Source organism: Actinospineispora acaciae DSM 45401 (assembly GCF_000620785.1).
Taxonomy (GTDB): domain Bacteria; phylum Actinomycetota; class Actinomycetes; order Mycobacteriales; family Pseudonocardiaceae; genus Pseudonocardia; species Pseudonocardia acaciae.
Genome location: NZ_JIAI01000002.1, coordinates 1375356 through 1399721 on the forward strand (window position 1 = coordinate 1375356; position 24366 = coordinate 1399721).

At 72.8% G+C, this 24366-nt stretch carries 27 protein-coding genes; 14 read left to right on the forward strand and 13 right to left on the reverse strand.

The features are described 5' to 3' along the window. The first annotated feature begins 52 nt into the window (after positions 1–52). The 10 genes from N912_RS52320 to N912_RS0116285 all read left to right on the forward strand — a co-directional run bounded on the left by N912_RS52320 (position 53) and on the right by N912_RS0116285 (position 11976). Complete coding sequence (locus N912_RS52320; RefSeq protein ID WP_037064482.1) at positions 53–1594, forward strand: MFS transporter; 1542 nt, start codon at positions 53–55, stop codon at positions 1592–1594. A gap of 105 nt (positions 1595–1699) precedes the next feature. Next, positions 1700–2290, forward strand: a complete 591-nt coding sequence (locus N912_RS52325; protein WP_051580238.1) for a hypothetical protein — start codon at positions 1700–1702, stop codon at positions 2288–2290. Positions 2291–2421: 131 nt separating this feature from the next. Continuing rightward, positions 2422–4023 (forward strand): ABC transporter substrate-binding protein, encoded by a 1602-nt coding sequence (locus N912_RS0116250; RefSeq protein WP_028923259.1) that lies wholly within the window; start codon positions 2422–2424, stop codon positions 4021–4023. Beyond that, entirely contained in the window at positions 4020–5039 is a 1020-nt protein-coding gene (locus N912_RS0116255) for an ABC transporter permease (protein WP_211261247.1), read from the forward strand. The genes N912_RS0116250 and N912_RS0116255 overlap by 4 nt, the downstream gene beginning before the upstream one ends. Beyond that, positions 5036–5911 (forward strand): ABC transporter permease, encoded by an 876-nt coding sequence (locus N912_RS0116260; protein ID WP_028923261.1) that lies wholly within the window; start codon positions 5036–5038, stop codon positions 5909–5911. Before N912_RS0116255 ends, N912_RS0116260 begins: the two co-directional genes overlap by 4 nt. Then, positions 5908–6885, forward strand: a complete 978-nt coding sequence (locus tag N912_RS0116265; protein WP_028923262.1) for an ABC transporter ATP-binding protein — start codon at positions 5908–5910, stop codon at positions 6883–6885. The genes N912_RS0116260 and N912_RS0116265 overlap by 4 nt, the downstream gene beginning before the upstream one ends. Further along, a complete protein-coding gene (locus N912_RS52330) occupies positions 6885–7856 on the forward strand; it encodes an ABC transporter ATP-binding protein (RefSeq protein WP_051580239.1) in 972 nt (323 codons plus the stop codon). Before N912_RS0116265 ends, N912_RS52330 begins: the two co-directional genes overlap by 1 nt. Next, positions 7840–9486 (forward strand): DUF885 family protein, encoded by a 1647-nt coding sequence (locus N912_RS52335; protein ID WP_051580240.1) that lies wholly within the window; start codon positions 7840–7842, stop codon positions 9484–9486. The genes N912_RS52330 and N912_RS52335 overlap by 17 nt, the downstream gene beginning before the upstream one ends. Next, positions 9479–11452, forward strand: coding sequence for a S9 family peptidase (locus N912_RS52340; protein ID WP_084210957.1), 1974 nt, complete (start codon positions 9479–9481; stop codon positions 11450–11452). The genes N912_RS52335 and N912_RS52340 overlap by 8 nt, the downstream gene beginning before the upstream one ends. Continuing rightward, the gene (locus N912_RS0116285) at positions 11449–11976 is read left to right on the forward strand and encodes a VOC family protein (protein WP_028923263.1); all 528 of its coding nucleotides are present in this window, start codon (positions 11449–11451) and stop codon (positions 11974–11976) included. The genes N912_RS52340 and N912_RS0116285 overlap by 4 nt, the downstream gene beginning before the upstream one ends. On the opposite strand, the gene N912_RS0116290 is transcribed toward N912_RS0116285, so the two are convergent. Beyond that, entirely contained in the window at positions 11969–12694 is a 726-nt protein-coding gene (locus N912_RS0116290) for a helix-turn-helix transcriptional regulator (RefSeq protein ID WP_342670858.1), read from the reverse strand. The genes N912_RS0116285 and N912_RS0116290 overlap by 8 nt on opposite strands. 165 nt (positions 12695–12859) lie before the next feature. On the opposite strand from N912_RS0116290, the gene N912_RS0116295 reads away from it, so the two are divergent. Next, on the forward strand, positions 12860–13330 hold the full coding sequence (locus tag N912_RS0116295) for a hypothetical protein (protein ID WP_211261248.1): 471 nt from the start codon (positions 12860–12862) through the stop codon (positions 13328–13330). Between the two features lie 150 nt (positions 13331–13480). Continuing rightward, entirely contained in the window at positions 13481–14005 is a 525-nt protein-coding gene (locus tag N912_RS0116300) for a DoxX family protein (RefSeq protein WP_037064485.1), read from the forward strand. A gap of 18 nt (positions 14006–14023) precedes the next feature. Here N912_RS0116300 and N912_RS0116305 read toward each other — a convergent pair whose 3' ends face one another. Further along, entirely contained in the window at positions 14024–14410 is a 387-nt protein-coding gene (locus N912_RS0116305; protein ID WP_028923267.1) for a VOC family protein, read from the reverse strand. An 88-nt stretch (positions 14411–14498) separates the two neighbouring features. On the opposite strand from N912_RS0116305, the gene N912_RS0116310 reads away from it, so the two are divergent. Then, positions 14499–14681: a hypothetical protein gene (locus N912_RS0116310; RefSeq protein ID WP_028923268.1), complete on the forward strand. Its 183-nt coding sequence runs from the start codon at positions 14499–14501 to the stop codon at positions 14679–14681. A 24-nt stretch (positions 14682–14705) separates the two neighbouring features. On the opposite strand, the gene N912_RS0116315 is transcribed toward N912_RS0116310, so the two are convergent. From N912_RS0116315 to N912_RS52345, 4 genes are all read right to left on the reverse strand, one after another. After that, a complete protein-coding gene (locus tag N912_RS0116315; protein ID WP_169747884.1) occupies positions 14706–14933 on the reverse strand; it encodes a DUF2795 domain-containing protein in 228 nt (75 codons plus the stop codon). A 67-nt stretch (positions 14934–15000) separates the two neighbouring features. Next, on the reverse strand, positions 15001–15189 hold the full coding sequence (locus N912_RS62075; RefSeq protein ID WP_084210898.1) for an encapsulin: 189 nt from the start codon (positions 15187–15189) through the stop codon (positions 15001–15003). A gap of 190 nt (positions 15190–15379) precedes the next feature. Then, positions 15380–15628: a hypothetical protein gene (locus N912_RS0116325; RefSeq protein WP_028923270.1), complete on the reverse strand. Its 249-nt coding sequence runs from the start codon at positions 15626–15628 to the stop codon at positions 15380–15382. Between the two features lie 62 nt (positions 15629–15690). After that, a complete protein-coding gene (locus N912_RS52345; RefSeq protein ID WP_156993613.1) occupies positions 15691–17328 on the reverse strand; it encodes a PP2C family protein-serine/threonine phosphatase in 1638 nt (545 codons plus the stop codon). Between the two features lie 86 nt (positions 17329–17414). Between N912_RS52345 and N912_RS0116335 the strand changes: the two genes are divergently transcribed. Continuing rightward, positions 17415–18044 carry a TetR/AcrR family transcriptional regulator gene (locus N912_RS0116335; protein WP_028923271.1) on the forward strand — a complete coding sequence of 210 codons (630 nt, stop codon included), beginning with the start codon at positions 17415–17417 and terminating at the stop codon, positions 18042–18044. 17 nt (positions 18045–18061) lie between these two features. On the opposite strand, the gene N912_RS0116340 is transcribed toward N912_RS0116335, so the two are convergent. From N912_RS0116340 to N912_RS52360, 7 genes are all read right to left on the reverse strand, one after another. Next, positions 18062–18469 (reverse strand): RidA family protein, encoded by a 408-nt coding sequence (locus N912_RS0116340; protein ID WP_028923272.1) that lies wholly within the window; start codon positions 18467–18469, stop codon positions 18062–18064. A gap of 1 nt (position 18470) precedes the next feature. After that, positions 18471–19301 (reverse strand): phytanoyl-CoA dioxygenase family protein, encoded by an 831-nt coding sequence (locus tag N912_RS0116345; RefSeq protein WP_028923273.1) that lies wholly within the window; start codon positions 19299–19301, stop codon positions 18471–18473. Positions 19302–19390: 89 nt separating this feature from the next. Further along, entirely contained in the window at positions 19391–19903 is a 513-nt protein-coding gene (locus N912_RS0116350) for an SRPBCC family protein (RefSeq protein WP_028923274.1), read from the reverse strand. Beyond that, positions 19896–21449, reverse strand: coding sequence for a tripartite tricarboxylate transporter permease (locus tag N912_RS52350; RefSeq protein WP_051580242.1), 1554 nt, complete (start codon positions 21447–21449; stop codon positions 19896–19898). The genes N912_RS0116350 and N912_RS52350 overlap by 8 nt, the downstream gene beginning before the upstream one ends. After that, on the reverse strand, positions 21450–21929 hold the full coding sequence (locus tag N912_RS60380) for a tripartite tricarboxylate transporter TctB family protein (protein WP_028923275.1): 480 nt from the start codon (positions 21927–21929) through the stop codon (positions 21450–21452). It abuts the gene before it with no gap. A 4-nt stretch (positions 21930–21933) separates the two neighbouring features. Continuing rightward, positions 21934–22944, reverse strand: a complete 1011-nt coding sequence (locus tag N912_RS0116365) for a tripartite tricarboxylate transporter substrate binding protein (protein ID WP_064745262.1) — start codon at positions 22942–22944, stop codon at positions 21934–21936. A gap of 88 nt (positions 22945–23032) precedes the next feature. Then, a complete protein-coding gene (locus tag N912_RS52360) occupies positions 23033–24325 on the reverse strand; it encodes an MFS transporter (RefSeq protein WP_064745263.1) in 1293 nt (430 codons plus the stop codon). Positions 24326–24366: the final 41 nt, after the last annotated feature.

The window sequence follows — 24366 nt, forward strand, 5'->3', positions numbered from 1 at the left end:
CCTACAGCGAACCCACAGCGAACCTGAAGCGGCCGTACCTAGCGTCCGGATCATGTCCTGGAACATCCGCCAGTGGCTGGGCCTGGCGCTGCTGCTGGTGCCCACCGCCCTGATGACCGTCGACCTCGGCGTGCTCTGGCTGGCCACCCCGTACCTGACCGAAGACCTGAGGCCGTCCAGCTCCCAGCTGTTGTGGATCACCGACATCTACGGGTTCATGACCGCCGGGCTGTTGGTGGTGATGGGCACGCTCGGCGACCGGATCGGCCGGCGGCGGCTGTTGGTGATCGGTGCGGGCCTGTTCGTGGTGGCCTCGGTGGCGGCCGCCTACGCCGGGTCCGCAGAGCAGCTGATCGCGGCGCGCGCGGTGCTGGGCGCGGCCGGGGCGGCGGTGCTGCCGTCCACCCTGTCGTTGATCAGCCACATGTTCACCGACGCCCGGCAGCGGGCCACCGCCATCGCGATGTGGGTGACGGCGCTGTCGGTCGGGCTGGCCATCGGCCCGATCATCGGCGGGCTGCTGCTGGCGTCGTTCTGGTGGGGCTCGACGTTCCTGATCGGGGCGCCGGTGATGCTGGTGGCGATGGTGGCGGCGCCGTGGCTGCTGCCGGAGTACCGCGACCCGGACGCCGGGCGGCTGGACGCGGCGAGCGTGGTGCTGTTCCTGCTGGGCATCCTGCCGGTGGTGTACGCGGTCAAGCGGGTCGCCGAGCACGGCGTCGACTGGCCGGTGCCCGCCGCGCTGGTGGCCGGCGGGGTGTTCGGCGCGCTGTTCGTGCGGCGCCAGCGGCGGCTGGCCAGCCCGCTGTTGGACGTGCGGCTGCTCGCCGACCGGACGACGGCGGCCGCGCTGGGCACGCTGCTGCTCGGCATGATGGCGCTCAACGGCGTGGAGTACCTGGTGCCACAATACCTCCAGCAGGTCGGCGGGCTCTCGCCGCTGGCCGCCGGGCTGTGGCTGCTGCCGGGCGCCGCAGGCCTCGTCGCCGGTTCCCAGCTCACCCCGCCGCTGACCCGCCGGTTCCGCCCGGCCCACGTCATCGCCGCCGGGGTGCTGGTGTCGGTCGTCGGGTACGGGCTGACCATGCTGGCCGGCCGGGGCGGCCCCGGGGTGGTGCTCGCGGCGGCCGGGCTGACCGTGATGATGTTCGGGGTCGCCCCGATCAGCGTGCTGGGCACCGCGCTGGCGGTGGGCGCCGCCCCGCCCGAGCGCGCCGGGTCGGCCGCCGCCACCGGCCAGACCGCCTACGACCTCGGCCTGGCGCTGGGCATCGCGGCCACCGGCAGCGTCGCGGTCGGCGTCTACCGCACCCACCTGACCGCCGCGCTGCCCGCCGGCGTTCCCGTCGAGACGGCCGACACGGCCAGGAGCACCCTCGGCGGCGCGGCGGCCGCGGCGCGGGGGCTGCCGCCCGACGTCGGCGGTCGGCTGCTCGACGCGGCCGGGCAGGCGTTCGTCAGCGGTTTCCATGCCGCGGCCGCGGTGAGCGCGGTGATCGCGCTGGCGGTCGCGGGCCTGGTGCTGGCCCGGCTGCGGCACATCGGCCCGACACCGAAGGCCCCCGCCGCCTCGGAGGAGCTGAGCCGCCACTGACGCGACACACCGGTGGGCGGCGGTGATTCGCTTGCGGCCGGCAGATCGATCATGGTGTGGTGGGGTCACATGTTCACGCCTGCGTCCCGGAGGGGGAGGGGTCAGGTGCCGTCGATCGACGCGTTCGAACCCGCCGACCGCCACGGTTCCGCCGATCCGACCGCCGTGCGGCGCCGCCGGGGCCCCGGGCGGGGCGGCAGGCTCGGACCGAGGGCGTACCGGGTGCTGCGCGCCGCGCACATCGTGGTGTCCGGCGGCTGGCTCGGCGTGGGGATCGGCAAGCTGGTGCTCGAGCTCGGCGCGGTGACCGCCGGCTCGGCCCGGCGCGCCGAGGCGCTGTTCATGGCGGCGACGGCGATCAGCAAGGTCTTCCCGCCGATGATCATGGCCACCCTGCTCACCGGCGTGGTGCTCTGCCTGGGCACCCGCTGGGGACTGCTGCGCTACTACTGGGTCGTCACCAAGCTCGGACTCACCCTCGCGGTGGTGGTCACCGCCCTGTCCCTGCTCGACGGGCTGGCCTGGCAGGCGCTGCCCATCCATCCGGTCGGCGCCGACGCGGTGGCCGGCGGCCCCGTCGGCCTGCTGACCTCGCTGAGCGGCGTGTACACCGCGACCCTGCTGGTGGCCACCGTGGTCTCGGTGTACAAGCCCTGGGGCCGGATCTCCTGGCGCCGCCGCTCGCGGTCGCTGTAACTCGGCGGGCGTCCGGGTTCCGGCCCGTTGACAAGCCTCCGGCAGCGGCTAACCTTCAGTGTCGCTGAACAAGCTTCAACGCTGCTATTCGCGTCAGGCGTGCGCAGGTAGCAGCCGGGAGAGACGGGTCAATGGGGACCACGGGTCAGGCCGCGCGCGGGGTACGACGGCGGACGGCGGCGGTCGCGTTCGCGGCGTTGGTCGCACTGGCGCTGGCCGCGTGTGGCGGCGGGCCGTCCACGACGAACACGCTCACGATCGACGCGAGCTTCGACATTCAGGGCCTGGACCCCGCTCGTTCGGTCACGCCCGCGCAGACGGTGGCGACCCGGGGGATCTACGACACGCTGCTGCGGGCGAAGGGCGGTTCGGACACCACCCCGGCGCCGTCGGTCGCGGAGTCGTTCGAGGCCAGCGCGGACGCCAGGACGTACACGTTCCACCTCCGCCGCGACGTCACCTTTCCCAGCGGCCGCCGGCTCACCTCCGCCGACGTGGTCTTCTCCTTCCGACGCCTGGCCGCGCTGAAAATGGGGTCGTCCTACCTGATGGACGGGATCACGGCGTCGGCCCCCGACGAGACCACCGTCGTGCTGGCCTCGAAGGAACCGAACCCGGCGATCCCGTTCGCCGTGACGACACCGGCGTTCGCGCTGCTGGACTCCCAACTGGTCACACAGAACGGCGGGACCGATGCCGACGACGCCGCGACGTCGGACAGGACCGAAAGCTGGTTCAACCACAACTCCGCGGGCAGCGGGCCGTACCGCCTGGAGTCGTACAAGACCAACGACTCGATCATTCTGACCCGCAACGACCGGTACTGGGGGCGGAAGCCGGAGTTCGCGCGCGTCGCGATCCGGGCGATGAAGGCCCCGGCACAGCTGCTCAACGTCCAACGCGGCACGAACGAGGTGGCGCTGAACCTGTCGGCGACGCAGAGCAGGACGCTGGAGAACAGCCAGGCGCTGACCGTCCGGACCGATGCGTCGCCGTCGCTGGTCAGGATGCAGACGACCATGAACGCCGGCGTGTCGGCAACGGCGGCGAACCCGCACATCCGCGAGGCGGTCCGCTACGGGGTGAACTACGACGCGCTGGTGCAGTTGGCCGGCGCCGGGGCGGTGCGGGCCGCCGGGCTGTTGCCGGCGCCGAACGCGGGCTCGCTCCCTCCGGAGCTGGCGGTCGGCCGGGACGTCGAGAGGGCCAGGGCCGCCGTGCGCGCCTCCGGCATCGACCGGCCTTCGCTCACCCTGACCTACCCCAGCGACATCAACGTCAACGGCGTCGAGTTCGCCACGCTCGCGCAGCGGATCAAGGCGGACCTGCGGCCGGTGGGGATCGAGATCACGCTCGCGGCGCTGCCGACCACCACCTACCTGTCCACATGGCGAAAGGGGACCATCGAGATGACCCTGACGTACAGCTACCCGGACACCGCGGACCCCAGCACGCTGGTCACGTACCTGCCCGGGGGAGTGGACGGGGTTCGGGCCGGTTGGAAGGACGGCGACGCGGCGGGTCTGGAGGAGCAGGGCCGCCAGCTGTCGACGACGGTGGACGACGGCCGCCGCGCGGCGCTGGCCGCCCAGATGCAGCGGACGATCATGGAGTCCGGGCCGTACATGCCGATCCTGCAGGCCGCCCAGACCGTCGTGGGCTCGGCCAACCTCACGGGTGTGGTCCTCGACCCGGGGTGGACGATCGACGTGACCGGGATCGGCGTGCGGTGAGGTCGAGGCTGCCCCGGTTCGTCGCCAGTCGGGTCGTCGGCTCGCTGCTGATCCTGTTCGGGATCACGCTGGTCACCTTCGTGCTGACCCAGGCGGTGCCCGCCGACCCGGCCCTGGCGAACCTGGGCATGAACGCGACCGAGGACCAGATCCAGAGCTACCGCGCGGCCCACGGCCTGGACGACCCGCTGCCGGTGCGGTTCGGCAGGTACCTGGTCGCGCTCGGCCATGGCGATCTCGGCACGTCCCAGCACACGCACAACCCGGTGCTGGCGGACCTGGGCAGCTTCGTGTCCGCGACCACGGAGCTGGCGCTGGTCGCGCTGCTGATGGCGGTCGTTCTCGGCATCTCGTTCGGCGTGCTCTCGGCGGTCTTCCGGGACCGGTGGCCGGACTACCTGCTCCGGTTCGTGTCGCTGAGCGGGATCTCGTTTCCGCTGTTCTGGCTGGCGCTCGTGCTGTTGTACCTGTTGTTCTACAAGGCCGGCACGTTCCCCGGCGGCGGGCGCCTGGACCCGGCCGTCAGCGCCCCGCCGAACCGGACGGGCCTGTACACGGTGGACGCGCTCGTGGCGGGGGACTGGACGGCGTTCGGTGACGCCCTGCGCCACCTGGTCCTTCCCGCGTATGTGCTCGCGGTGTCGAGCATCGCGCTGCTGACCCGCTACACGCGCGCCGCCGTGCTGGACGTGATCGACCAGGACTACGTGCGGGCCGCCAGGGCGCAGGGCCTCTCGGAGCCCACCGTGATCGGCAGGCACGTGCTGCGCGCCGCGCTTCCGGCCGTCATCACGGTCGTCGGGCTGCTGTTCGCGAACGTGCTGGCGGGCACGGTGCTGGTGGAGAACGTCTTCTCCTGGCCCGGCATCGGCAGCTACGGCTTCCAGGCGGCCACCGCGCTGGACCTGCCCGCGATCACCGGCGTGAGCCTGTTCGTCGCCCTGGTGTACCTGGTCGTGAACTTCGTCGTCGACCTGCTCTACGGCTACCTCGACCCGAGGATCCGGGTGTCATGACGGCGCTGACCCACGACCGGGCGCCGCTGCGGCTGCGGCGCCGGCGGCTGCCCGTGCCGCTGCGCCGCCCGCTGGCGCTGACCGGGATGGTCATCCTGGCGGTGTGGCTGGTCGCGATGCTGGGCGCCCCGCTGCTCACCCAGTACACGCCGGACGAGCCGAGCACCGACCTGTTCGCGGCGCCGTCGGGAGCCCACTGGTTCGGCACCGACGAGCTGGGCAGGGACGTGTTCACCAGGGTCGTCTTCGGGGCCAGGATCTCGCTGCCGCTCTCGGCGCTGCTGGTCGCGTTCACGGTGCTCGCCGGCGGCCTGATCGGCGCGGTGGCCGGCTACTTCGGCGGCTGGGTGGACGGGGTGCTGATGCGCGTGGTGGACATCGTGTTCGCCTTTCCCGCGATCGTGCTGGCGATGGTGGTGACCGCCGCCCTCGGGCCGGGACTGCACAACGCGGTGCTCGCGCTGGCGCTGGTGACCTGGCCGACGTACGCGCGGGTGGTGCGGGGGCTGGTGTTGTCCGCCACCCACTCGGACTACGTGTACGCGGTCAGGTTGATGTCGGGGTCCTCCGCCCGGGTGCTCGGCAAGGACGTCCTGCCCAACGTGGTCGGCCCGGTGCTGGTGCTGGCCACGATGGACGTCGGCAACGCCGTGCTGCTGCTGGCCGGGCTGTCGTTCCTGGGGCTGGGCGCACAGCCGCCGGAGCCGGAGTGGGGCTCGATGGTCTCGGTCGGCGCGGACTACTTCAACGCGTGGTGGATCGGCGTCTTTCCCGGGCTGGCCATCGTCACGGTGGTGATCTCGTTCAACTTCCTCGGCGACAGCGTGCGCGACGCGATCGACCGCACCGGCTCGTGGGGGGAGCGGGCATGACGGCGCTGCTGGAGGCCAGGGACCTCACGATCACCGTGCCCGGCCCGCACGGCCCGGTCACGGTCGTCGACCGGGTGACGTTCGCCATCGAGGAGGGACAGGTGTTCGGGCTGGCCGGGGAGAGCGGCTCGGGCAAGACCATGACGGCCCTCGCGGTGCCTCGGCTGCTGCCGCCGCGCTCGGTGATCGAGGGCGAGATCCGGTTCCGAGGCCGCGACCTGGTCCGGATGCCCGGGAAGCGGCTCGGCGCCGTGCGCGGGCGCGAGATCGGCATGGTGTTCCAGGACCCGAACACGTCGCTGCACCCGATGCTGCCGGTCGGCGCGATCCTGACCGCGCCGCTGCGCCGGCACTTCGGGATGGGCCGCTCGGCGGCCAGGCAGCGGGCGGCCGAAGCCCTGGACGAGGTGCGGATCCCCGACCCCGAGGGCAGCCTGGCCCGCTACCCGCACCAGTTCTCCGGGGGCATGCGCCAGCGGATCGCGATCGCCTCCGCGCTGATCTGCCGGCCCGGGCTGCTCATCGCCGACGAGCCGACCACGGCGCTGGACGTGACGGTGCAGGCCGGCGTGCTGCGCCTGCTGGACCGCCTGCGCCGCGAGTCGGGGCTCGGCGTCCTGATGATCACCCACGACCTGGGCGTGATGTCCTCGATCGCCGAGGTGCTGACGATCATGTACGGCGGCCGGATCGTGGAGTCGGGCCCGGCGCGCACGGTGATCCGGCGACCGCGCCACCCGTACACCGAGGGGCTGCTGGCGGCCCTGCCGGCGACCGGCGGGCGCCGCGGCGGGCTGACCCCGATCCCCGGCGGCCCGCCGATGCCGACGGCCGGCCGGGTCGGCTGCGGCTTCGCGCCCCGGTGCACGCACGCCGTCGACTCCTGCCGCACCGAGACGCCCGAGCTGGTCGCGGTGGGTGACGGGCGGGTGGCCTGCCCGGTCAGGCTCGACCGGACCGACCGGGAGGCGTGATGGCGTTGCTGTTGGAGATGCGCGACGTCGAGGTCGCCTACCGGGACAGGCGGCACCGGCCGGTGCGGGCCGTCGCCGGGGTGAGCCTGACGATCGCTCGCGGGCGGATCGTCGGGCTGGTGGGGGAGAGCGGGTGCGGGAAGTCCACGCTGGCCCGGGCCGCCGTCGGGCTCGCCGACGCGGCCGGCGGCGTGGTCACGTTCGACGGCCACCCGGTGACGCCGCTGCGCGGGCGAGCCCGGCCCGCGACGCTGACCGGGCTGCAGCTGGTGTTCCAGGATCCCGGCTCGTCGCTGAACCCACGCCGGAGCATCGGCTCCCAGCTGGCCGACGCGCTCGACATCCTGGGAAACGTCCCCCGGGGCGAACGCCCGGCCCGGGTCGCCGAGCTGATCGAGCTGGTCGGCCTGCCGGCGGGCATCGAGGGCCGCTATCCGCACCAGTTCAGCGGCGGTCAGCGGCAGCGGCTCGCGATCGCCAGGGCGCTGGCGGCGGACCCGTCGGTGCTGGTGCTGGACGAGCCGCTGTCCTCGCTGGACGCGTCGGCGCAGGCGCAGGCGGCCGCGCTGCTGGTCCGGCTGAGCCGGGAGCTGGAGATCGGCATGCTGCTGATCTCCCACGACCTGGGGCTGGTCAAGGAGATCGCGGACGAGGTGGCGGTGATGTACCTCGGCAAGATCGTGGAGCGCGGCGCGACCGGCGACGTGTGGGAGCGCCCCGAGCATCCGTACACCCGCGCGCTCATCGGCGCGCTGCCCCTGGCGGACGGCAACGGTCGGCTGCCGGAGAGCCTGGCCGGCGAGGTCCCCGACCCGGCGAACCCGCCGCCCGGCTGCCGGTTCCACACCCGGTGCCCGGTGGTGATCGACCGCTGCCGAACCGACGAGCCCGCCCTGACCACCATCGCGCCGGCGCGTCACGCGGCGTGCTGGCTCACCGAGACGAAAGGTTCACATGCGGCAGCTCGTTGACGAGTTCTGGGAATGGCGGGTCGCTCAGCAGCCCCGGTGCGCCGATGACCTGACGCGCGTGGTCCGGCCGCCGGGGTGGACGCCGGACTTCTCCTCGGCGGCGATCGCTCGGTACCGAAAGGAGCTTGCCGATTTCGAGGCGCGGTGGGAATCGTGTGATCCGGGATCGAACGTGGCGGACGCCGTCGACCATATGCTCATCGGGTCCGCGCTCGCCCGGGTGCGGTGGGAGCTGGACGTACTGCGGCCCTGGCGGACCAACCCGGGTTTTTATGTCGACCAGACCGTCGGGGTCGTCTTCGATTTGTTGACGGTGCCCGACATCGACGATGCCCGAATGCGGGACGTCCACCGGGCATTGGCGCAGACCCCCCGAATCCTCGCCGACGGCCGGGCGAACCTCGACGGGCACGCCTACCGGGAGTTCGCGACGTTGAGCGCGACGCAACTGGCCACCGTCGAGTCCGACCTCGCCGCCGTCGTCGACGCCCTACCCGAGTATCACGACATGTCGTCGGCGGCCGGCGCGGCCATCGACGCCCTCGTGGAGTTCCGGGGGTGGCTGGCCGGCGAGTCGGCTCGTTTCGTCGCCGCGAAGCCGGTGGGGCGGGAGGCGTTCGAGCGGTACCTGCGCACCGTCGCGCTGGTGCCCTACTCGGTCGACGAGCTGCTGTCCCTCGGCCGCCGGGAGGCGGAGCGGGCGGCGTTCCTGGAGCGCCTGGAACGCCAGCGCAACGGCACCCCGCCGGCCGCCCGCCCCCGTCCGGTGTTCTCCGGCGGCGCCGAGCAGTCCGAGGCCCAGGCGCGCGCCGAACAGGAGGTCAGGGACTTCTACGTCGCGCGCGGCCTGCTCGGCCAGCCCGACGATTTGTTGCACTACCACACGCACCCCATGCCGGATTACCTTGCGCCGATCGCGTGGGCGGGCTGCGCGGACGACCTCACAGGACCGGACCGCCTCGACCAGAACGGCGGTGCCTATTTCCCGCCGCCCGGCCCCGACCTTCCGTACTTCTACGCCGCCAACGCGCACGACCCGCGAGCGGGAATCGTCCACGAGGGCGTCCACTACCAACAGCTCACCCTGTCCTGGAAACATCCGCGAGCGGCGCGGCGGTGGTACTACGACTCGTGCGTCAACGAGGGCATCGCGTTCTACAACGAGGAGATGGTCCTGGCGGCCGGGCTTTTCGACGACGCCCCGACCACCCGCGAAATCATCTACAACTTCATGCGGCTGCGGGCGTTGCGGGTCGTCGTCGACGTGGGCCTGGCCGCCGGAACGCTGGACATTCCGGCGGCGGCAGAGCTGCTCGAAGAAATGGTGCCGATGGACGCCGCGACCGCCCGGCACGAGGCCGTTTTCTTTGCCACCACCCCCGGGCAGGCGATGACCTACCAGGTCGGAAAGACGCAGATCCTCGCCCTGCTCAACGACGCCATCCGGGCCGGCGGGCCGGGCTTCGAGCTGCGCGCGTTCCACGACCGGTTGTGGCGCGAGGGCAACGTGCCGATCGCCCTGCAGCGCTGGGAGCTGCTCGGCGACCGCTCCGACATCGAGCTTCTGGGTGCGGCTCATGACGGTGCGGCTCATGACGGTGCGGCTCATGACGGTGCGGCTCATGACTAGGCCGGTCGTGGCGGAGGACCTGGCCGCGTTCGTCGACATCGAGGCCGTCGCGCTGGACCGCGCCGGCGCGCTGGTGGCCGGGGTCGTCTCGGTCCCCGACCCGGTCGCCAACACCTACCGCCGGGACGTCGTGGCCGGGCCGCCGGCGGGTCCGCTGGAGCGGGTCGACGCCGGCGCGCCCGGCGCCACGCACCTGCCGACCTGGTGCCCCGTCGACGACCGGCTGGCCGTCGTCACCCGCGACGCCGGCGGATGGTCGATCCGGCTGTCCGCGCCGGGCGCGTGCGGTCCGTGGCGCACCGTGGTCCGCGCCCTGCCGGACGCCGTGCGCGAGCTCGCGTTCGCCCCGGACGGGCGGTCGATCCTGTTCGTCGTGCGCGAGCCGGTGGACCGGGAGTGGTTCGCCACGCCCGAGGACCGGCGCCCTCCGCTGCGGCTGACGGCGCTGCGCTACCGCGAGGACGGCGTCGGCTGGACGGCCAACACGCGCCGCCAGGCCTACCTGGTGCCGGTCGAGGGCGGCGCGCCGGCGCGGCTGAGCGACGCCTGCCACGACGACGCCCACTTCGCCTGGCACCCGGACGGTTCCTCGGTGTACTTCGTGTCCCAGCGACACCCCGGCCGGGACCGGTCACCCCTCAACGACGTGTGGCGGCTGCCCGTCGACGACGGTGGGGTCGCCCGGCAACTGACCACCACCGCGTTCGAGCACGCCCACCCCACGCCGTCACCGGACGGTCGATGGCTCGCCTTCGGGACCGTCGACATCGTCGGGTACCCCTCGGTCCAGCGGCTGGCGGTGATGGACCTGGCCACCGGCGAAACCCGGCGGCTGGCCGAGGAGCTGGACCGCGACGTCCACGCCGACACGGTGGTCTGGCGGGACCCGACGGAGCTCGCGGCCCTGGTCTCCCGGTCGGGGCGGGTCGAGCTGCTCGCGTTCGACGTCCGTACCGGGCGCCACCGACCGCTCGTGAGCGGCCCGTTCCGGGTCACCGCCTTCGACACCCGAGCCGGCCGCGTCGCCCTGGTGCGTGCCGCCCCGGCCGAGCCACCCCGGATCCTGACCGGACCGCCCTCGGACCTGGCGACCGTGCACGACCCGAACGTCGCGCTGGCGGCCACCCGGCGGCTGGCCGAGCCCGAGCACCTGCCGGTCCGCGTCGACGCGGAGGTGAGCGTCGACTCCTGGCTGCTGCGGCCGCCCACGCCCGGCCGGTCGCCGCTGCTGGTGTGGCTGCAGGGCGGCGGGACGCAGTTCGGCTACCAGTGGTCGCACGAGGTGCAGCTGCTGTGCTCGGCCGGCTACGCCGTGCTGTACCTCAACGCCAGGGGCTCCGCCGGCTACGGGACCGACTGGATGCGGGCGGTCAGCGGGCCCGGCGCGGCCGTCCCGGGCAGCGGCTGGGGCGGCGTGGACGTCGCCGACGTGGCGTCGGTGGCGCGGCGCGTCCTGGACGAACACCCCGACCTCGACCCGGCGCGCGTCGGGGTCATGGGAGGTTCCTACGGCGGCCTGATGGTCACGCAGCTGCTGGCGCAGACCGACCTGTTCCGGGCCGGCTGGGCCGAGCGGGGTCCGTACAACCTGGTCAGCGACGCGGGGACCAAGGACGAGGCACCGTGGTTCTTCGAGGCGTTCCTGGGCGCGAACCACATGGAGGACCCCGGGCCGTACTGGGCGGCGTCCCCCCTGCGCCGGGTCGGGGACATCACCGCGCCGCTGATCATCGTGCATTCGGAGAACGACTACCGGTGCACGATCGGCCAGGCCGAGGAGCTGTTCATGGCGCTCAAGCTGCACAATCGCGAGGTGGAGCTGGTCAGGTTCCCGGGCGAGGGGCACGAGCTGACCAGGAGCGGCAGCCCCGTGCACCGCATGCAGCGCCTGGAGATCCTGCTCGAATGGTTCGGGCGCTGGCTCGAACCGGCCGCCCCGACGGACGGAGGGAGTACGGACAGATGAGCGAGGACGCGGTAGCGACGATCCCACTGATCGCCGACGCGGGCGGGCGGCCGGGGCAGGTCGCGATGGTCGTGGCGGACCTGGACGAGGCCATGGCGTCCTGGGGGGCGGTGGGTCACACCGCGCCGCGGTGGCGGATCTGGACCTACGGACCGGGGACCGTGTCGTCGCTGACCTACCGAGGCCGGCCCGCGTCGTACTCCATGCGGCTGGCGCTGGCGGGCAGCAACCCCCAGTTGGAGCTGATCGAGCCGCTCGAACCGCCGACGATCTACCACGACTGGCTGTTGGACGACCGGCGCGGCGTGCACCATCTCGGGTTCCACGTCGTGGACCTGCGGGCCACGACGGACAGGATGGTCGACGCCGGGTACTCGATGATCCAGTCCGGGGTGGGCATCGGCGCCGACGGCTCCGGCGGCTACGCGTACTTCGACACCGTCGACACGCTCGGGTACTTCCTGGAGGCGATCGAGGTCCCGGACGTCCGCCGCGATCCCGAACGGGTGTGGCCGCTCACGTGACGGACGGGGCGCAGAGCTCCACGCAGCACTCGCCCGCGGCCGGGTCGAGGACGGCCTCGACGCCGCTGGCGTGCAGGCCGGCCAGGAAGCCGGACAGGAAGGCGTGATTGATCCCGCAGACCAGCTCGGGGGACTTGGCGGTCAGCGGGTGGAACGGGCAGTTGCGCAGCCGGATCCGCGACGGCGCCGGTCGGGTGGGTTCGAACCCCCACTGGCGCAGCGCGGTGTCGGCCAGGGCGAGCGCCCGGTCCGCGCCGAGCCGGCCCGGCCGGGTGCGCTCCAGGGTGGCCGTACCGAGGTCGTGTCCGCGCTGGTGGGCGACCCGCAGGGTGGTGTGCCAGGCGTGTTCGCCGGCGGCCTGGGTGAGTACGGCGTCGATGAGGATCTCGGCGAGCTCGTCGTGCTGGCGGGCCGGGATGGCGACCCGCACGTCCAGGTCCGTGGGTTGGTAGACCTTGGGCCGGCGCCCGACCCTGGCGATGCCGCCCATCGGTGCGTCCTCGGCGCGCAGCAGCCCGACCTCGACGAGCTTGTCCAGGTGGAACGCGGCGAGCTTGCGGGAGATCCCGACCGCCGCGCCCACCTGCTCGCGCGTCACCGGGGTGGCCGAGCCGCGGATGAAGGCGTACATCCGCCGTCGCAGCTCGTCGTCGAGCGCCGCGACCGCCCGCACCGAAGGGTCGGAGCCCGGCTCGCTGTCCGGGACGTTCATCGCCATCGCACAACGATAAACCCACGACAATGCACCCAACTGTGTGTCACCGCCTGCTTGCGTGGGCGCTTGACCCCCTCGGGCAATAAGACCAAACTTCCTTGGCGATTTGAGGAAAGGAGGTGCGGTTGTGACCGGCCTGAGCATGTCCACCGAGGGGTGCGACCCGACATGACCACCATCGCGCTGGTTGCCCTGGTCGCCTGGATCGTCACCGCGGGCGGCGGCATCTACATGCTCGCCACCTGGCTGGCCAACGGCGGTGCGGGCCGGCGGCCCCGCGCCACCCGGCTGCCCCCGGGGCTGCTGTTCGCGCACTTCCTGCTCGCCGCCGCCGGGCTGGTCGTGTGGGTCGTCTACCTGTTCGCGCCCCGGCCCCTGTTGGCGTGGGTGGCGCTGGTCATCCTCGCCGCGGTCGCCGCCGGCGGGCTCGCGATGCTGGCCCGCTGGATCCCGGTCTACCTCGCCCGGCACATCGTCGTGCCCGCCCCGACCGCCGGCGGCGGCACCACCGAGCCCGAGCTCGCCGCCGCCCGGACGCCGCCGGAGCGGCACTTCCCGGCCCCCATCGTCGCCGCGCACGGCCTGCTCGCGGCAACGACGCTGGTGCTCGTGCTGCTCACGGCGCTGGGCGTCCGCTGAACCGGCTTGCATTAGCCTAGGCTCACCTAAGTTCATGGCCGGCCCCGACCGAAACTCGGGCGGCCCGGCGCGCACCCGGGCAACGCGGTCCCGGGCGGGCGCCACACATCTCGCCATTCGTTCACGACTCGACACGAAGGAGACACAGGCATGCCGAAAGCCGCTGGAAGCGCCACCGCGGAGTTGGCGGTCGATGCGCGCGGCGCAACCCTCGACGCCGGTTTGCTGCTGCTGCGGGTGGTCCCGTTCGGGATCCTCACCGTGCACGGCGCACAGAAACTGTTCGGTGTCTTCGGCGGCAAGGGGCTGGAGGGGACCGCGGCCGGCTTCTCGCGGATGGGCTACGAGCCGGCGCTGTTCTTCGCGGTGCTGGGCGGCGGGGCCGAGTTCGCCGGAGGGCTGCTCCTGCTGCTGGGCCTGTTCACGCCGCTGGCGGCGGCGATGGCGTTAGGCGTCATGATCAACGCGGCCGCCGCCGTGGTCGGCAAGGGCCTGGACGCGGCCGGCCACCCCATCGTGCTCGGCGTGCTGGCCGCCGTGCTGGCGATCACCGGGCCGGGCCGCTACGCCCTCGACCAGGGCCGCCCCTGGAACCGGACGACCCGGGCGGTGGCGCTGGCCAGCATCGGCGTCGGCGTGCTCAGCGCCGTGGCCGCGCTGCTGGCGAAGGGCTGAGCCGCCGCCGCGCCGCGGTCAGGGGTGGCGGGTGGAGAGGACGCAGAACTCGTTCCCCTCGGGGTCGGCGAGCACCACCCAGCTCTGGTCGCCCTGGCCGACGTCGGCGTGCCGGGCGCCCAGGTCGAGCAGGCGGCGGACCTCCTCGTCCTGGTCCCGGTCGGTCGGGTTGACGTCGATGTGGAGCCGGTTCTTGACGGTCTTGCCCTCGGGCACCTGGGCGAACGTCAGCGTCGGCGGCACCGGGCCGGGGCGGTTCCTGCCTTCGGGCACCATGGGGGAGCCGATCGTGACCAGCCCGTCCTCCTCGTCCTGGACCTCGTAGCCGAGGACCGAGCACCAGAACCGGGCGAGGCCTCGGGGGTCGGCGCAGTCGATCGCAAGCTCGGTGAACTTACTGGCCATGTCGGACCTCCCGGGTCGGGCGGCGGGTTCGCCACAGGCCACACGCTAATGCCGGTTTGATCGACGACGCGGCGGGAAGACCCTGGCGATGGAACGCGGTAGCGACAAGCACGGACCCCGGAAGGACGACAAGCTGGCCTCGGAGCTCGACGGTCAGCTCCAGCCGAAGGGCGGGCACCGCGAGGAGTGGGCGGACCCCGAGCCTCCGGCCGACGACGATCCCGAACCAATGGAGCGACGGCGGCCCGACCCTCGGCCGGGCGGGACCTGATCGTCAACGAGTGGGGGGCGGGGCCTAGGCCGCCCGCTCCCCGTGGGTTCGGGTCGCCGTCGGTATCCGGGGGTGGCGCTGTTCGCGCAGCTCGTCGACGATCTCCTCGATGCCGTGGTAGCTGCGTAGCGGCAGGCCGAGCAGCTCGGTGACGGACGCCCCGGGCGCGCCGTAGTGCTGCGCCTCGGCGATCGCCTGCCAGCGGCGCGCCGGAAAGCTCAGCTCCGCCAGCACCTGCCGAATGTCGATCATGTCGGGCATTGTGTCGATATCCGCCATCGTGCGGTGATGCCCGCCTCATCGCGTCTCAAACCGGTCCTCAGCCGGTGAGCGCGATCGCGGCGTCGGGTTCGGAGACCTTGAACGTGAAGCTCTCTTCGAGGTAGAGGTGCACCACGTCGGCGTCGTAATGGCTGTAGCCGACGGAGAGGCCCTGGCCGACGTCGAGGTGGAAGTCGTCGCCGCGCTTGCTCAGCACGACCGCGTCGTCCAGCCCCGGCGTCCAGATCCATGGTCAGCGTCCCTTCAGGCTGCCGATTCCGAGGGAGGTGTCGGTGGGCGCGGAGTCGGCCGGGTCGGTGGATCAGGCGGGTGATGTCGTCCGGGACGGCGTCGGGCTCGTGAGCGTCCACCTGCGCATCCATGCCGGCCAGATACCCGGTTCCGGACCGGCCATGCCTCGGGCCGCGAACGGGTGGTCAGACCCGGTCGACCAGCCGTTCGCTCACCCCCGGTTGGACGCCGCTGGCCTGTGCGCAGTGCGCGCAGCAGTAGAACCGCGGCCCGACCTGCACGCCGTGCCCGACGATCTTGCAGCCGCAGTGCTCGCAGATCGGCGCCAGCCGGTGGATCGCGCACTCGAAGCTGTCGAAGACGTGCGTCCCGCCCTGGGTGCGCACCTCGAACGCCATGTCGTACTCGTTACCACATACCTCACATTGCGCCATGCCGGCCGGATACCCGGTATCCGGGCGGGTATGTCAGGGCGCGGCCAGCCGGACCGATCTCCTCACAGGACGCGGACGGCGAGGATGACCAGGTCGTCGTCGGAGGGGGCGTGGTAGGCGAGGGTGTCGCACAGCTCGTCCAGCGACCCGTCGACCGGGGCCTTGGCGGCGCGCTCGGCGAGCTCGCGCATGCCGGCGTCGATGTCCTGACCGCGCCGTTCGACCAGGCCGTCGGTGTAGACGATCAGTGTGTCGCCGGCGTCGAGGTCGATCTCGGCGTCGATCCGCTCCGGATGGGGCATGCCCGTTCCCAGCACCAGCCCGTGCGCCTGCTCCAGCCACCTCGGCGGGTGCCCGGGGCGGAGCAGCAGCGGCGCGGGATGTCCGGCGTTGGCCCAGCGCAGCCGCCAGCCGCGGCCGGTCCTGTGCAGGTGGCCGTAGATCATGGTGGCGAACGAGGTGATGGCAAGCCGGTGGGTGACGGTGTCGAGGCGGTTCAGCACGGCGGCCGGCTGCTCGGCGCGGTCGACGGCGAGCCCGCGCAGGGTGGACCGGAGCTGGCCCATCGCGGCGGCCGCCGTCATGTCGTGGCCCACCACGTCGCCGACCGCGACGGCGATGTCGCCGTGACCGAGGTTGAACGCGTCGTACCAGTCGCCGCCGATCTCGTCGGCGCCGGCGGGCTCGTAGCGCACGCTGATCCGCAGCCCCGGCACCATCGGCGGATCGGTGAGCAGGCTGCGCTGCAACGTCAGCGCGGATCGCCGGCTGTGCTGGTACGCCAGGCCGTGGCCGAGCGCGTGGCCGGCCTTCTCCGCGATCTGCCCGAGCACGGCGAGCTGCTCGGCCTTCCACGGCGCGCGCCCGGCCAGGCACCCGAACAGCACCGCCGCCACCACCTGGTTCTCGACGATCACCGGGGCGGCGGCGAGGGTGTGCAACCCGGCCAGGGTCAACGCCGCCGTGCCGGCCTGTTCGAGCCAGGGCGAGGCCGCCTCGACCGGCCCGGACACCAGCCTGCCGGCCTGGATCGCCTGGGTGAGCACGTCCTCGCGCCGCCACCGCAGCCCGTGCCGAGGGGTGGGCAGGTCGAGCCTCTCCCCGGAGCGCGCCACCACCACCCGGTCGGTGACCACGGGCAGCGGCGGTCGGATGCCGGGCGCGGTGGGGTGCACCAGCAGGTGGACCATGGCCAGGTCCGCGAGCTCGGGCACCGCCGCCCAGCCCAGCGCCCGCAGCTCGTCGGAGGGATCCAGGCTGCGGTGCATCGCCGAGGTCGCCTCCGCGAGCACGGCCAGCCGGTCGGCATGTTCGGTCAGCTCGCGGTGGGCCACCACCCGCTCGGTCACCTCGACGAGCACGACCAGCACGGGGGCCGGCGCCGTGCCGTCCGTGCCCGCGGGCGAGCAGAACACGTCGAAGTAGCGCACCTCGCCGTCCGCCCAGGCCCCCTGGACGGCCTCCTGCGGCAGGCGCTGTGGCACCCCGGTGGCCGCGACCCGGTCGGCCGCCGCGATCATCCGCTCGCCGAGCGCCACGTCGACGCCCTCGGCCACCTCGCCGAACAGGTCCCGGAAGGCACGGTTGGCGTAGGCGAGCCGCCGCCCGCTCACCACCCCGACAGCGACGGCGGCCGCATCCATGGCCCCCAACGGCTCGCCAGCGGCCTGCCAGTTGACTGACCGCTCCGCGCGGCTCACGCTGCCACACTAGAGCACCCCTGCGCACGGACCCAGCCACCCGAAGGGCTTGTACCGCTTTACAGAACAACTGTTATGTTAACGCTGTGACGGAAAGACAGGTCGCGCGGCGCGGGCGGCCGGCGGGGGACCGTGCGGCGAAGCGGGCGGAGCTGCTGGAGGCGGCCACGTCGGTGATCGCGGAGCAGGGTTACGCCAACGCGTCGCTGCGCACCGTGGCCAGGCGCGCGGGATGCACCACAGGGGCGGTGACGTACTACTTCGCGAACAAGGAGGAGCTGGTCACCGCGCTGGCCGAGAGCCAGTTCGACGGCTACGACGCGATGATCGAGGCCGCCCGCGCCCAGACCGACGTCCGCGCGCTGGTCGAGCGGTGGCTGGAGCTGACCACCGGCGACGCCCGGTTCTGGCCCGTGATGTCGCAGCTGCTCACCCACGCGCGCTACGAGCCGGCGCTCGCGGCGGTCATCGGCCGGCGCTACGCCCGCTTCCGTGACCTGTATACCTCGATGCTCGCGGCCGGGCAGGAACGGGGCACCGTCCGCGCCGACATCCCCGCCGACCTGCTCGCCGACCAGCTCAGCGCGATCGGCGACGGCTGGATGCTGATGTTCCCGTTCGAGCCCGAGCGGTTCACGCCGGGCCGGGTTCGGGCGCTGCTCGACGCCGCGCTCGCCCTGATCGCCCCGGTCGGGGGGCGTGGCGGGTCAGGGTGACGCCAGGGCCGGGGTGGTCATGTGCTCGCGCCGCTGCCGGCCGCCGCGACGGCGCGGACCTCGACGAGGAGCTCGGGCAGGGCGAGCTGGGTGACGCCGACGGCGGTCCAGGCGGGGTAGCGGTCGGGGAGGTACTCGTCCTTGATCGTGGCGAACTCGGTGACGTCGCCGCGCAGGTCGGTGTGGAAGGTGGTGAGCTCGACGATGTCGGCCAGGGTGGCGCCGGCCGCCGCGAGAACGGCCTTGAGACCCTCGAACGCGAGTCGGGCCTGGGCGGGCATGCCGTCACCGGGTGTCATGGTGGCGGGGTCGATGCCGACCTGGCCGGACACCCAGATGAGGTCGCCGACCCGGTTCGCCTGGGAGTAGTGCAGCCGGTCGTAGATCGCCAGGGTGGGGCCGGGGTTGACGAGTTGGCGCTCCATGTCAGACGACCTGACGGAAGACCGGCGCTCGGAACGGGTCGCCCTCGTTGAGCCCGGCCATCTCCTCCACGAACAGGACGCCGTTGCGGGCGAAGTGCTTGTTGGTGTCCGGGAGCGGGCGGAAGGTGGCGTCGTCGCCGAAGAAGCGCAGCACCAGGGTGTGGCGGTCCGGGCAGCGGGGGTCGGTTCCGGCGCCGCCGTGCAGTGAGCGCGGGTGCAGCGCGATGACGTCGCCGGGCTCGACGGCCCAGGTGAGCACGTCGTGGGCGGTGGGGTCGGCGGCGAGGTCGGCGTCGATGTTCGGCAGCCGGGGCAGGGCCTGGGCGCCCCACATGGGTTCGGTGGGGTCGTCGGGGTTGGCGAAGGTGGTGCCGTCGTACTGCACGCCTCGGTGCGAGCCGCGGATGATCTCCAGGGCGTTGCCCTCGGGCAGCGACTGGAAGCTGATCCAGGCGTTGGCCCAGTGGGAGCCGGCCCACGGCAGGTAGGCGGTGTCCTGGTGCCACGGGCTGCGGCCGGCCTTCCCGCCCTGTTTGAGGAAGATCTCCTCGGCGAAGTACCAGACGTGTTCCGAGCCCCACAGCTCGGCGAACAGCGTGCCCAGCGGCAGCGCCGCCGCCAGCTCGTCGAGGCGGTGCTTGGCGCGCGGGTTGGCGTTGTCGACGTGCGAGCGCTGCTCGGTCCCTTCGAACATCGACGACGCGTTCGGGCCGGGGTTCGCCACGGCCCAGTCGAACGCCTCCTTGCAGGCGGCCAGGTGCCCCTCGTCCAGGCAGTCCTTCAGCAGGACGGCACCGTCGTCACGAAACGTCGTCCGCACCGACTCGTCCATGTCCGACCCCTTCTCGTAACAGCCGTGATGAAAAATACGGTAAGGGATCGACCGCAAGGACACAACAGTCGTTATGTGAAAGTCCGGCCTCAGCGACCGGCCTGGATCGCCCGTTCGATCGCCCGGAGGGTGGACCGGACGTTGCCGATCAGATCGTGCTCGCGTCGCTGGATGATCTCGGCGGCGGCCTCCGGGTCGTCGAGGATCGCGAGGAGCACTCCGCTGCCACCGGGGCCGTGGGAGAACGTCATGCTCACGCGCGTGCCGCCGGAGGGATCGGGTTCGAGCTGGTAGCGCCAGGTGGAGGACGGGGCGCCCTCGCCGTCGACGGACCAGGAGAGGACGCGCGGCCGCGCGGCTTCCAGGATCCGCCCGGTCACCTCCCAGGTCACGTCCCCGTGCTGGTTGACGGCGCGGAACCGGGCGCCGGTCCGGGCGTGGCCCGGGTGCGCGGCCCACGCGGCCCAGCGGCACTCCGGGCTCCACTCCCCGATGCGGGGAAGGGCGGCCAGGTGGTCCCAGAGCGTCCCGGGATCGGCCGAGAGGTGCTCGCTGACCGTGAAGGTCCAGTCCTCGAGCCTCGGCGCGGGCGTCTCAGGCATCGTCTCGGTCCTTCGGGGCGGGGGTCGGCTCGTCCGTGCCACCGCCACCGGCGGCGAGCGCGGCGCGCCGGCGCCTGGCGACCGGCAGCAGCGGCGGGATGAGCAGCGCCAGCGCCACCAGCACCCAGAGCGTGATCGTGATCGGCCCGGACACCAGGATCGTCGGGTCCCCCTCGGAGAGGGTGAGCGCGCGGCGGAGCTGCTGCTCGGCGAGCGGCCCCAGGATCAGCCCGACCACCGCCGGGGCGACCGGGATGTCGGCCTGGCGCATGAGCAGGCCGAGCAGCCCGATCGCGCACAGGACGATCAGGTCCGCGGTGGTGCCGCCGGCGGCGAACGCGCCGAGCGCGGCGAACACCAGCACGCCGGCGTAGATCCCGTAGGCCGGGATGGTCAGCAGCTTCGCCCACAGCCGGGCCAGGGGCAGGTTCAGCACCAGCAGCATCACGTTGCCGACGTAGAGGCTCGCGATCAGCGTCCACACCAGCGGCCCGGACTCGCTGAACAGCTGCGGGCCCGGCTGCAGCCCGTAGGACTGGAAGGCGGTGAGGATGACCGCGGCCGTCGCCGAGGTGGGCAGGCCGATGGTCAGCAGCGGCACCAGCACGCCGGCGGCGGCCGCGTTGTTCGCGGACTCCGGGCCGGCCACGCCCTCGATCGCGCCGTGGCCGAACTCGTGCCGGTGGCGCGACAGCCGGCGTTCCAGGCTGTAGCTGAGGAAGGTGGGCACCTCGGCGCCGCCGGCCGGCAGGCTGCCGATCGGGAAGCCCAGCGCGGTGCCGCGCAGCCACGCCGGCCAGGACCGGCGCAGGTCGGAGCGGGACAGCACGGCGCGCTCGCGCAGCGGCTCCACGGTGGTGTGCCCGGTGCCGGAGCGGACGTGCCCGAACGCCTCGCTCAGCGCGAACAGCGCCACCACCACGATGACCACGTCGATGCCGTCGAGCAGGGAGGCGACGCCGAAGGTCAGCCGGGGCTGGCCGGTCTGGGTGTCGATCCCGATCAGGCCGATCGTGATTCCGACCAGCAGGCTGGCCACGCCCTTGAGCAGGTTCGGGCCGAGTAGCGCGCTGACCGTCACGAACGCCACCGCCATCAGCGCCACGTACTCCGGCGGGCCGAACCCGACGGCCACGTCGGCGACCACCGGGGCGAGGAAGCTCAGCGCGATGGTGCCGATGGTGCCGGCCACGAAGCTGCCGACCGCGGCGGTGGCCAGCGCGGCGGCCGCCCGACCGGCCCTGGCCATCTTGTTGCCCTCCAGGGCGGCGATCATCGAGGCGCTCTCGCCCGGCGTGTTCAGCAGGATCGACGTGGTCGAACCGCCGTACATGCCGCCGTAGTAGATCCCGGCAAACATGATCAGCGCGCTGGACGGCTCCAGCCGGAACGTGATGGGCAGCAGCAACGCCACGGTCAGCGCCGGCCCGATGCCGGGCAGCACCCCGACCGCCGTGCCGATGGTGACCCCGACCAGTGCCCACAGCAGGTGCGCCGGGGTGAGGGCGCCGGCGAAACCGTCGAGCAGCAACCCGAGCTGGTCCATCTAGAAACCCCACGGTCCGGTCGGCAGGCTCAGCCCGATCACCCGGTCGAAGACGAGGAAGACGATCGCGGCCAGCGCCCAGCCGTAGCCGAGCACGGTCCACCGCCGGGGAGCGCCGAGCAGCAGGGCGGCCGCCACGAACAGCCCGGTCGAGCACACCACGTACCCCAGGACCGGGAGCAGCACCGCGAACGCCAGCAGCGTGGCCACCAGCGCCGCCACCCGCAGCCACCGGCCGGCCGCCGTCGGAGCAGCGCCGAGACGCCGAAGCGCCGACCGCGCCTGCACCACCAGCCCGGCCCCGACCACGCCGAGCAGCACCCCGACCACCGTGGGCACCGCACCAGGGCCGACCGCCGCCGAGCTGTCCCGCAGCCGGGCCGCGTCGATGATCACAACAACGCCCCCGACCAGCAGCAACAGCCCGAACAGCGCCGTCGGCGGTGCCGTCTCCTTGGGCTCCGGCGGTGGTGTCGTCATTCGCTCACCTCAGACCAATCGACCGCAGCACCCGCGCCACCCGCTGTTGCTCGTCGGCCACGAACCGCTCGAACTCCGGCCCGGCCAGCGTCGCCTCGCCCCAGCCCCGCCTGGCCAGCGCGTCGCGCCACGCCGGGGTGCGGGTCATCGCCACCAGTAGCCGCTCCAGCTCGGCCTTCTGCTCCGCGCTGATGCCCGGCGGGGCGACCACCCCGCGCCAGTTCTGCAGCTCGACGTCCACGCCGCTCTCCCGCAGCGTCGGCACGTCCGGCAGCGCGGGCAGCCGCTCGGGGCTGGACACCGCCAGCGCGCGCAGCGTGCCGGCCTTGATCTGCGGGCGGATCTCCGACACGCCGGACAGCCCGGTCGTCGACCGCCCGGACAGCAGCGTGGTCAGCGCCTGCCCGCCCCCGGAGTGCGCGACATAGTTGACCTGGGCGGGGTTCGCGCCGATGGCCTGCGCGATCAAACCGGCCAGGATCTGCTCCGCGCCACCGGCCGAACCGCCCGACATGGACACCGACGGAAGGTTCGCGCGCATGGCCGCGACCAGGTCGGGCATCGTCCTGAGCGGCGAGCTCGCCGGCACGACGATCACCTGGTAGTCGGTGGTCAGGCGGAGCAGCGGGGTGGTGTCGGCCAGCGAGTTGGGCGCGCGGTTGCGCTCCACCGCGCCGATCATGATCAGGCCGGTGGTCATCAGCTCGGTCGGCTGGCCCCGGTGCCTGATGAACTGGCTCAGCCCGATGGTCCCGCCCGCGCCCTCCACGTTGTAGACCTCGGTGCGCCCGACCAGGTCGCGCAGCGCCGCCTGCATCTCGCGGGAGGTCTGGTCCCAGCCGCCGCCCGGGGCCGCCGGCGCCATGATCCGCAGCTGCCGGCCGTCCAGGACCTGCTGTCCGGCGGACCGCTCCTGCGAGGGCGAGGTCAGGACGACGGCCACCGTGGCGGCGACGGCCACCACCAGCGGCGCCCAGCTGGTCCACCGGGACAGCGGCGAACTCGATCTCGGCATGACCCGTCCACGTGACCTAGATGGGGTAATGCCGGCAAACTGTATACACGGCTGCGCCGCTGGACAAGCCGCCGAACAAGGCGTCAGATCAGCCCGCGACGGTGCTCCTGGGCTCGCTCGATGCCGTGGCGCCCGCGGTGAACCCGGCCAGGCCGAGGGCGCTGATCACCACGACGTAGAGCGCGATGGGCCAGTACGACCCGGTCGCGCCGTGCAGCGCGGCGGCGACCAGCGGGCTCAGGCCGCCGATCACCCCGGCGGCGACCGCGTAGCTCATGGACGAGCCGCTGTAGCGCAGGTGGGTCGGGAACAGCATGCTGACGTAGATCGGCACGATCCCGTAGACGATGCCGACGGCGAAGCCGATCACCGCCATCATCAGCCACGCCAGCGCGATGTTCCCGCTGTTCAGCGCGAGGAAGAACGGGAACGTGGCCGCCACCACGGCGATCGCGCCGACGATGCCGACCGGCCGGGGGCCGATCCGGTCGGCGGTGCGGGCGGCCAGGAGGACCGCGACGGCCTCGGTCACGGCGGCGATCATCACGCCGACCAGGATCTCGGTGCGGCCGTAGCCGATCGCGGACGTGGCGTAGGACGGGCCGAACACGGTGACCACGTAGAACGCGACGATCGAGCCGGCGATCGCGGCGATGCCGGACAGCACCTGGCGCGGGCTGCCGGTGACAACTTCGACCAGCGGCCGCGCCACCCGCCGCTGCTGCCGCTCGACCTCGGTGAACTCCGGCGACTCCGGCAGCCTGGCGCGAATGAGCAGGCCCACCACCACCAGCACCGTGCTCAGCAGGAACGGCACCCGCCAGCCCCAGGCGCCGAACTGCGCGTCGGGCAGCAGCGAGACCAGCGCGAACACGGCGGTGCCCAGCACCAGCCCGACCGAGGACCCCACCTGCGGCCAGCTGCCCAGGAACGCCCGCCGGTTGCGCGGCGCGTGCTCCACCGCCATCAGCACCGCGCCGCCCCACTCGCCGCCGAGCGCGAACCCCTGCGCCGTGCGCAGCGTGACCAGCAGGATCGGCGCCCACACGCCGATCGCCGCGTAGGTCGGCAGCAGCCCGATCAGCACCGTCGCGACGCCCATCATCAGCAGCGCCACGACCAGCATGTTCTTCCGCCCGAGCCGGTCGCCGAAGTGACCGAACACGAACCCGCCGATCGGCCGCGCCACGGTGCCCACGCCGAACGTGGCCAGCGCGAGCAGGGTGCCCACCGCCGGGTCGAACCGGGGGAAGAACGCGGTGTTGAAGACCAGCGCGGCGGCGGTCCCGTAGATGTAGAAGTCGTACCACTCGATGCTCGTGCCGATCAGGCTCGCGCAGGCCACCCTGGTGGGCGAGGAGTTCGGAACGGTCGTCGTCATGGGCTACCTCCCGTCCGGTGCGATAACTATCCGCGCGGGTG

Excerpts from the sequence above, each read along its gene's own strand:
- N912_RS0116365 (WP_064745262.1), bottom strand. The coding sequence starts at position 22,944 with ATGCCGAGATCGAGTTCGCCGCTGTCCCGGTGGACCAGCTGGGCGCCG.
- N912_RS0116305 (WP_028923267.1), bottom strand. The coding sequence starts at position 14,410 with ATGGCCAGTAAGTTCACCGAGCTTGCGATCGACTGCGCCGACCCCCGA.
- N912_RS0116285 (WP_028923263.1), top strand. The coding sequence starts at position 11,449 with ATGAGCGAGGACGCGGTAGCGACGATCCCACTGATCGCCGACGCGGGC.
- N912_RS52340 (WP_084210957.1), top strand. The coding sequence starts at position 9,479 with ATGACTAGGCCGGTCGTGGCGGAGGACCTGGCCGCGTTCGTCGACATC.
- N912_RS52335 (WP_051580240.1), top strand. The coding sequence starts at position 7,840 with ATGCGGCAGCTCGTTGACGAGTTCTGGGAATGGCGGGTCGCTCAGCAG.
- N912_RS0116260 (WP_028923261.1), top strand. The coding sequence starts at position 5,036 with ATGACGGCGCTGACCCACGACCGGGCGCCGCTGCGGCTGCGGCGCCGG.
- N912_RS0116295 (WP_211261248.1), top strand. The coding sequence starts at position 12,860 with ATGACCACCATCGCGCTGGTTGCCCTGGTCGCCTGGATCGTCACCGCG.
- N912_RS0116345 (WP_028923273.1), bottom strand. The coding sequence starts at position 19,301 with ATGGACGAGTCGGTGCGGACGACGTTTCGTGACGACGGTGCCGTCCTG.
- N912_RS52320 (WP_037064482.1), top strand. The coding sequence starts at position 53 with ATGTCCTGGAACATCCGCCAGTGGCTGGGCCTGGCGCTGCTGCTGGTG.
- N912_RS52360 (WP_064745263.1), bottom strand. The coding sequence starts at position 24,325 with ATGACGACGACCGTTCCGAACTCCTCGCCCACCAGGGTGGCCTGCGCG.
- N912_RS0116350 (WP_028923274.1), bottom strand. The coding sequence starts at position 19,903 with ATGCCTGAGACGCCCGCGCCGAGGCTCGAGGACTGGACCTTCACGGTC.
- N912_RS0116340 (WP_028923272.1), bottom strand. The coding sequence starts at position 18,469 with ATGGAGCGCCAACTCGTCAACCCCGGCCCCACCCTGGCGATCTACGAC.
- N912_RS60380 (WP_028923275.1), bottom strand. The coding sequence starts at position 21,929 with ATGACGACACCACCGCCGGAGCCCAAGGAGACGGCACCGCCGACGGCG.
- N912_RS52350 (WP_051580242.1), bottom strand. The coding sequence starts at position 21,449 with ATGGACCAGCTCGGGTTGCTGCTCGACGGTTTCGCCGGCGCCCTCACC.
- N912_RS0116325 (WP_028923270.1), bottom strand. The coding sequence starts at position 15,628 with ATGGCGCAATGTGAGGTATGTGGTAACGAGTACGACATGGCGTTCGAG.
- N912_RS0116315 (WP_169747884.1), bottom strand. The coding sequence starts at position 14,933 with ATGATCGACATTCGGCAGGTGCTGGCGGAGCTGAGCTTTCCGGCGCGC.
- N912_RS0116310 (WP_028923268.1), top strand. The coding sequence starts at position 14,499 with ATGGAACGCGGTAGCGACAAGCACGGACCCCGGAAGGACGACAAGCTG.
- N912_RS0116265 (WP_028923262.1), top strand. The coding sequence starts at position 5,908 with ATGACGGCGCTGCTGGAGGCCAGGGACCTCACGATCACCGTGCCCGGC.
- N912_RS0116290 (WP_342670858.1), bottom strand. The coding sequence starts at position 12,694 with ATGGCGATGAACGTCCCGGACAGCGAGCCGGGCTCCGACCCTTCGGTG.
- N912_RS0116300 (WP_037064485.1), top strand. The coding sequence starts at position 13,481 with ATGCCGAAAGCCGCTGGAAGCGCCACCGCGGAGTTGGCGGTCGATGCG.
- N912_RS52330 (WP_051580239.1), top strand. The coding sequence starts at position 6,885 with ATGGCGTTGCTGTTGGAGATGCGCGACGTCGAGGTCGCCTACCGGGAC.
- N912_RS0116250 (WP_028923259.1), top strand. The coding sequence starts at position 2,422 with ATGGGGACCACGGGTCAGGCCGCGCGCGGGGTACGACGGCGGACGGCG.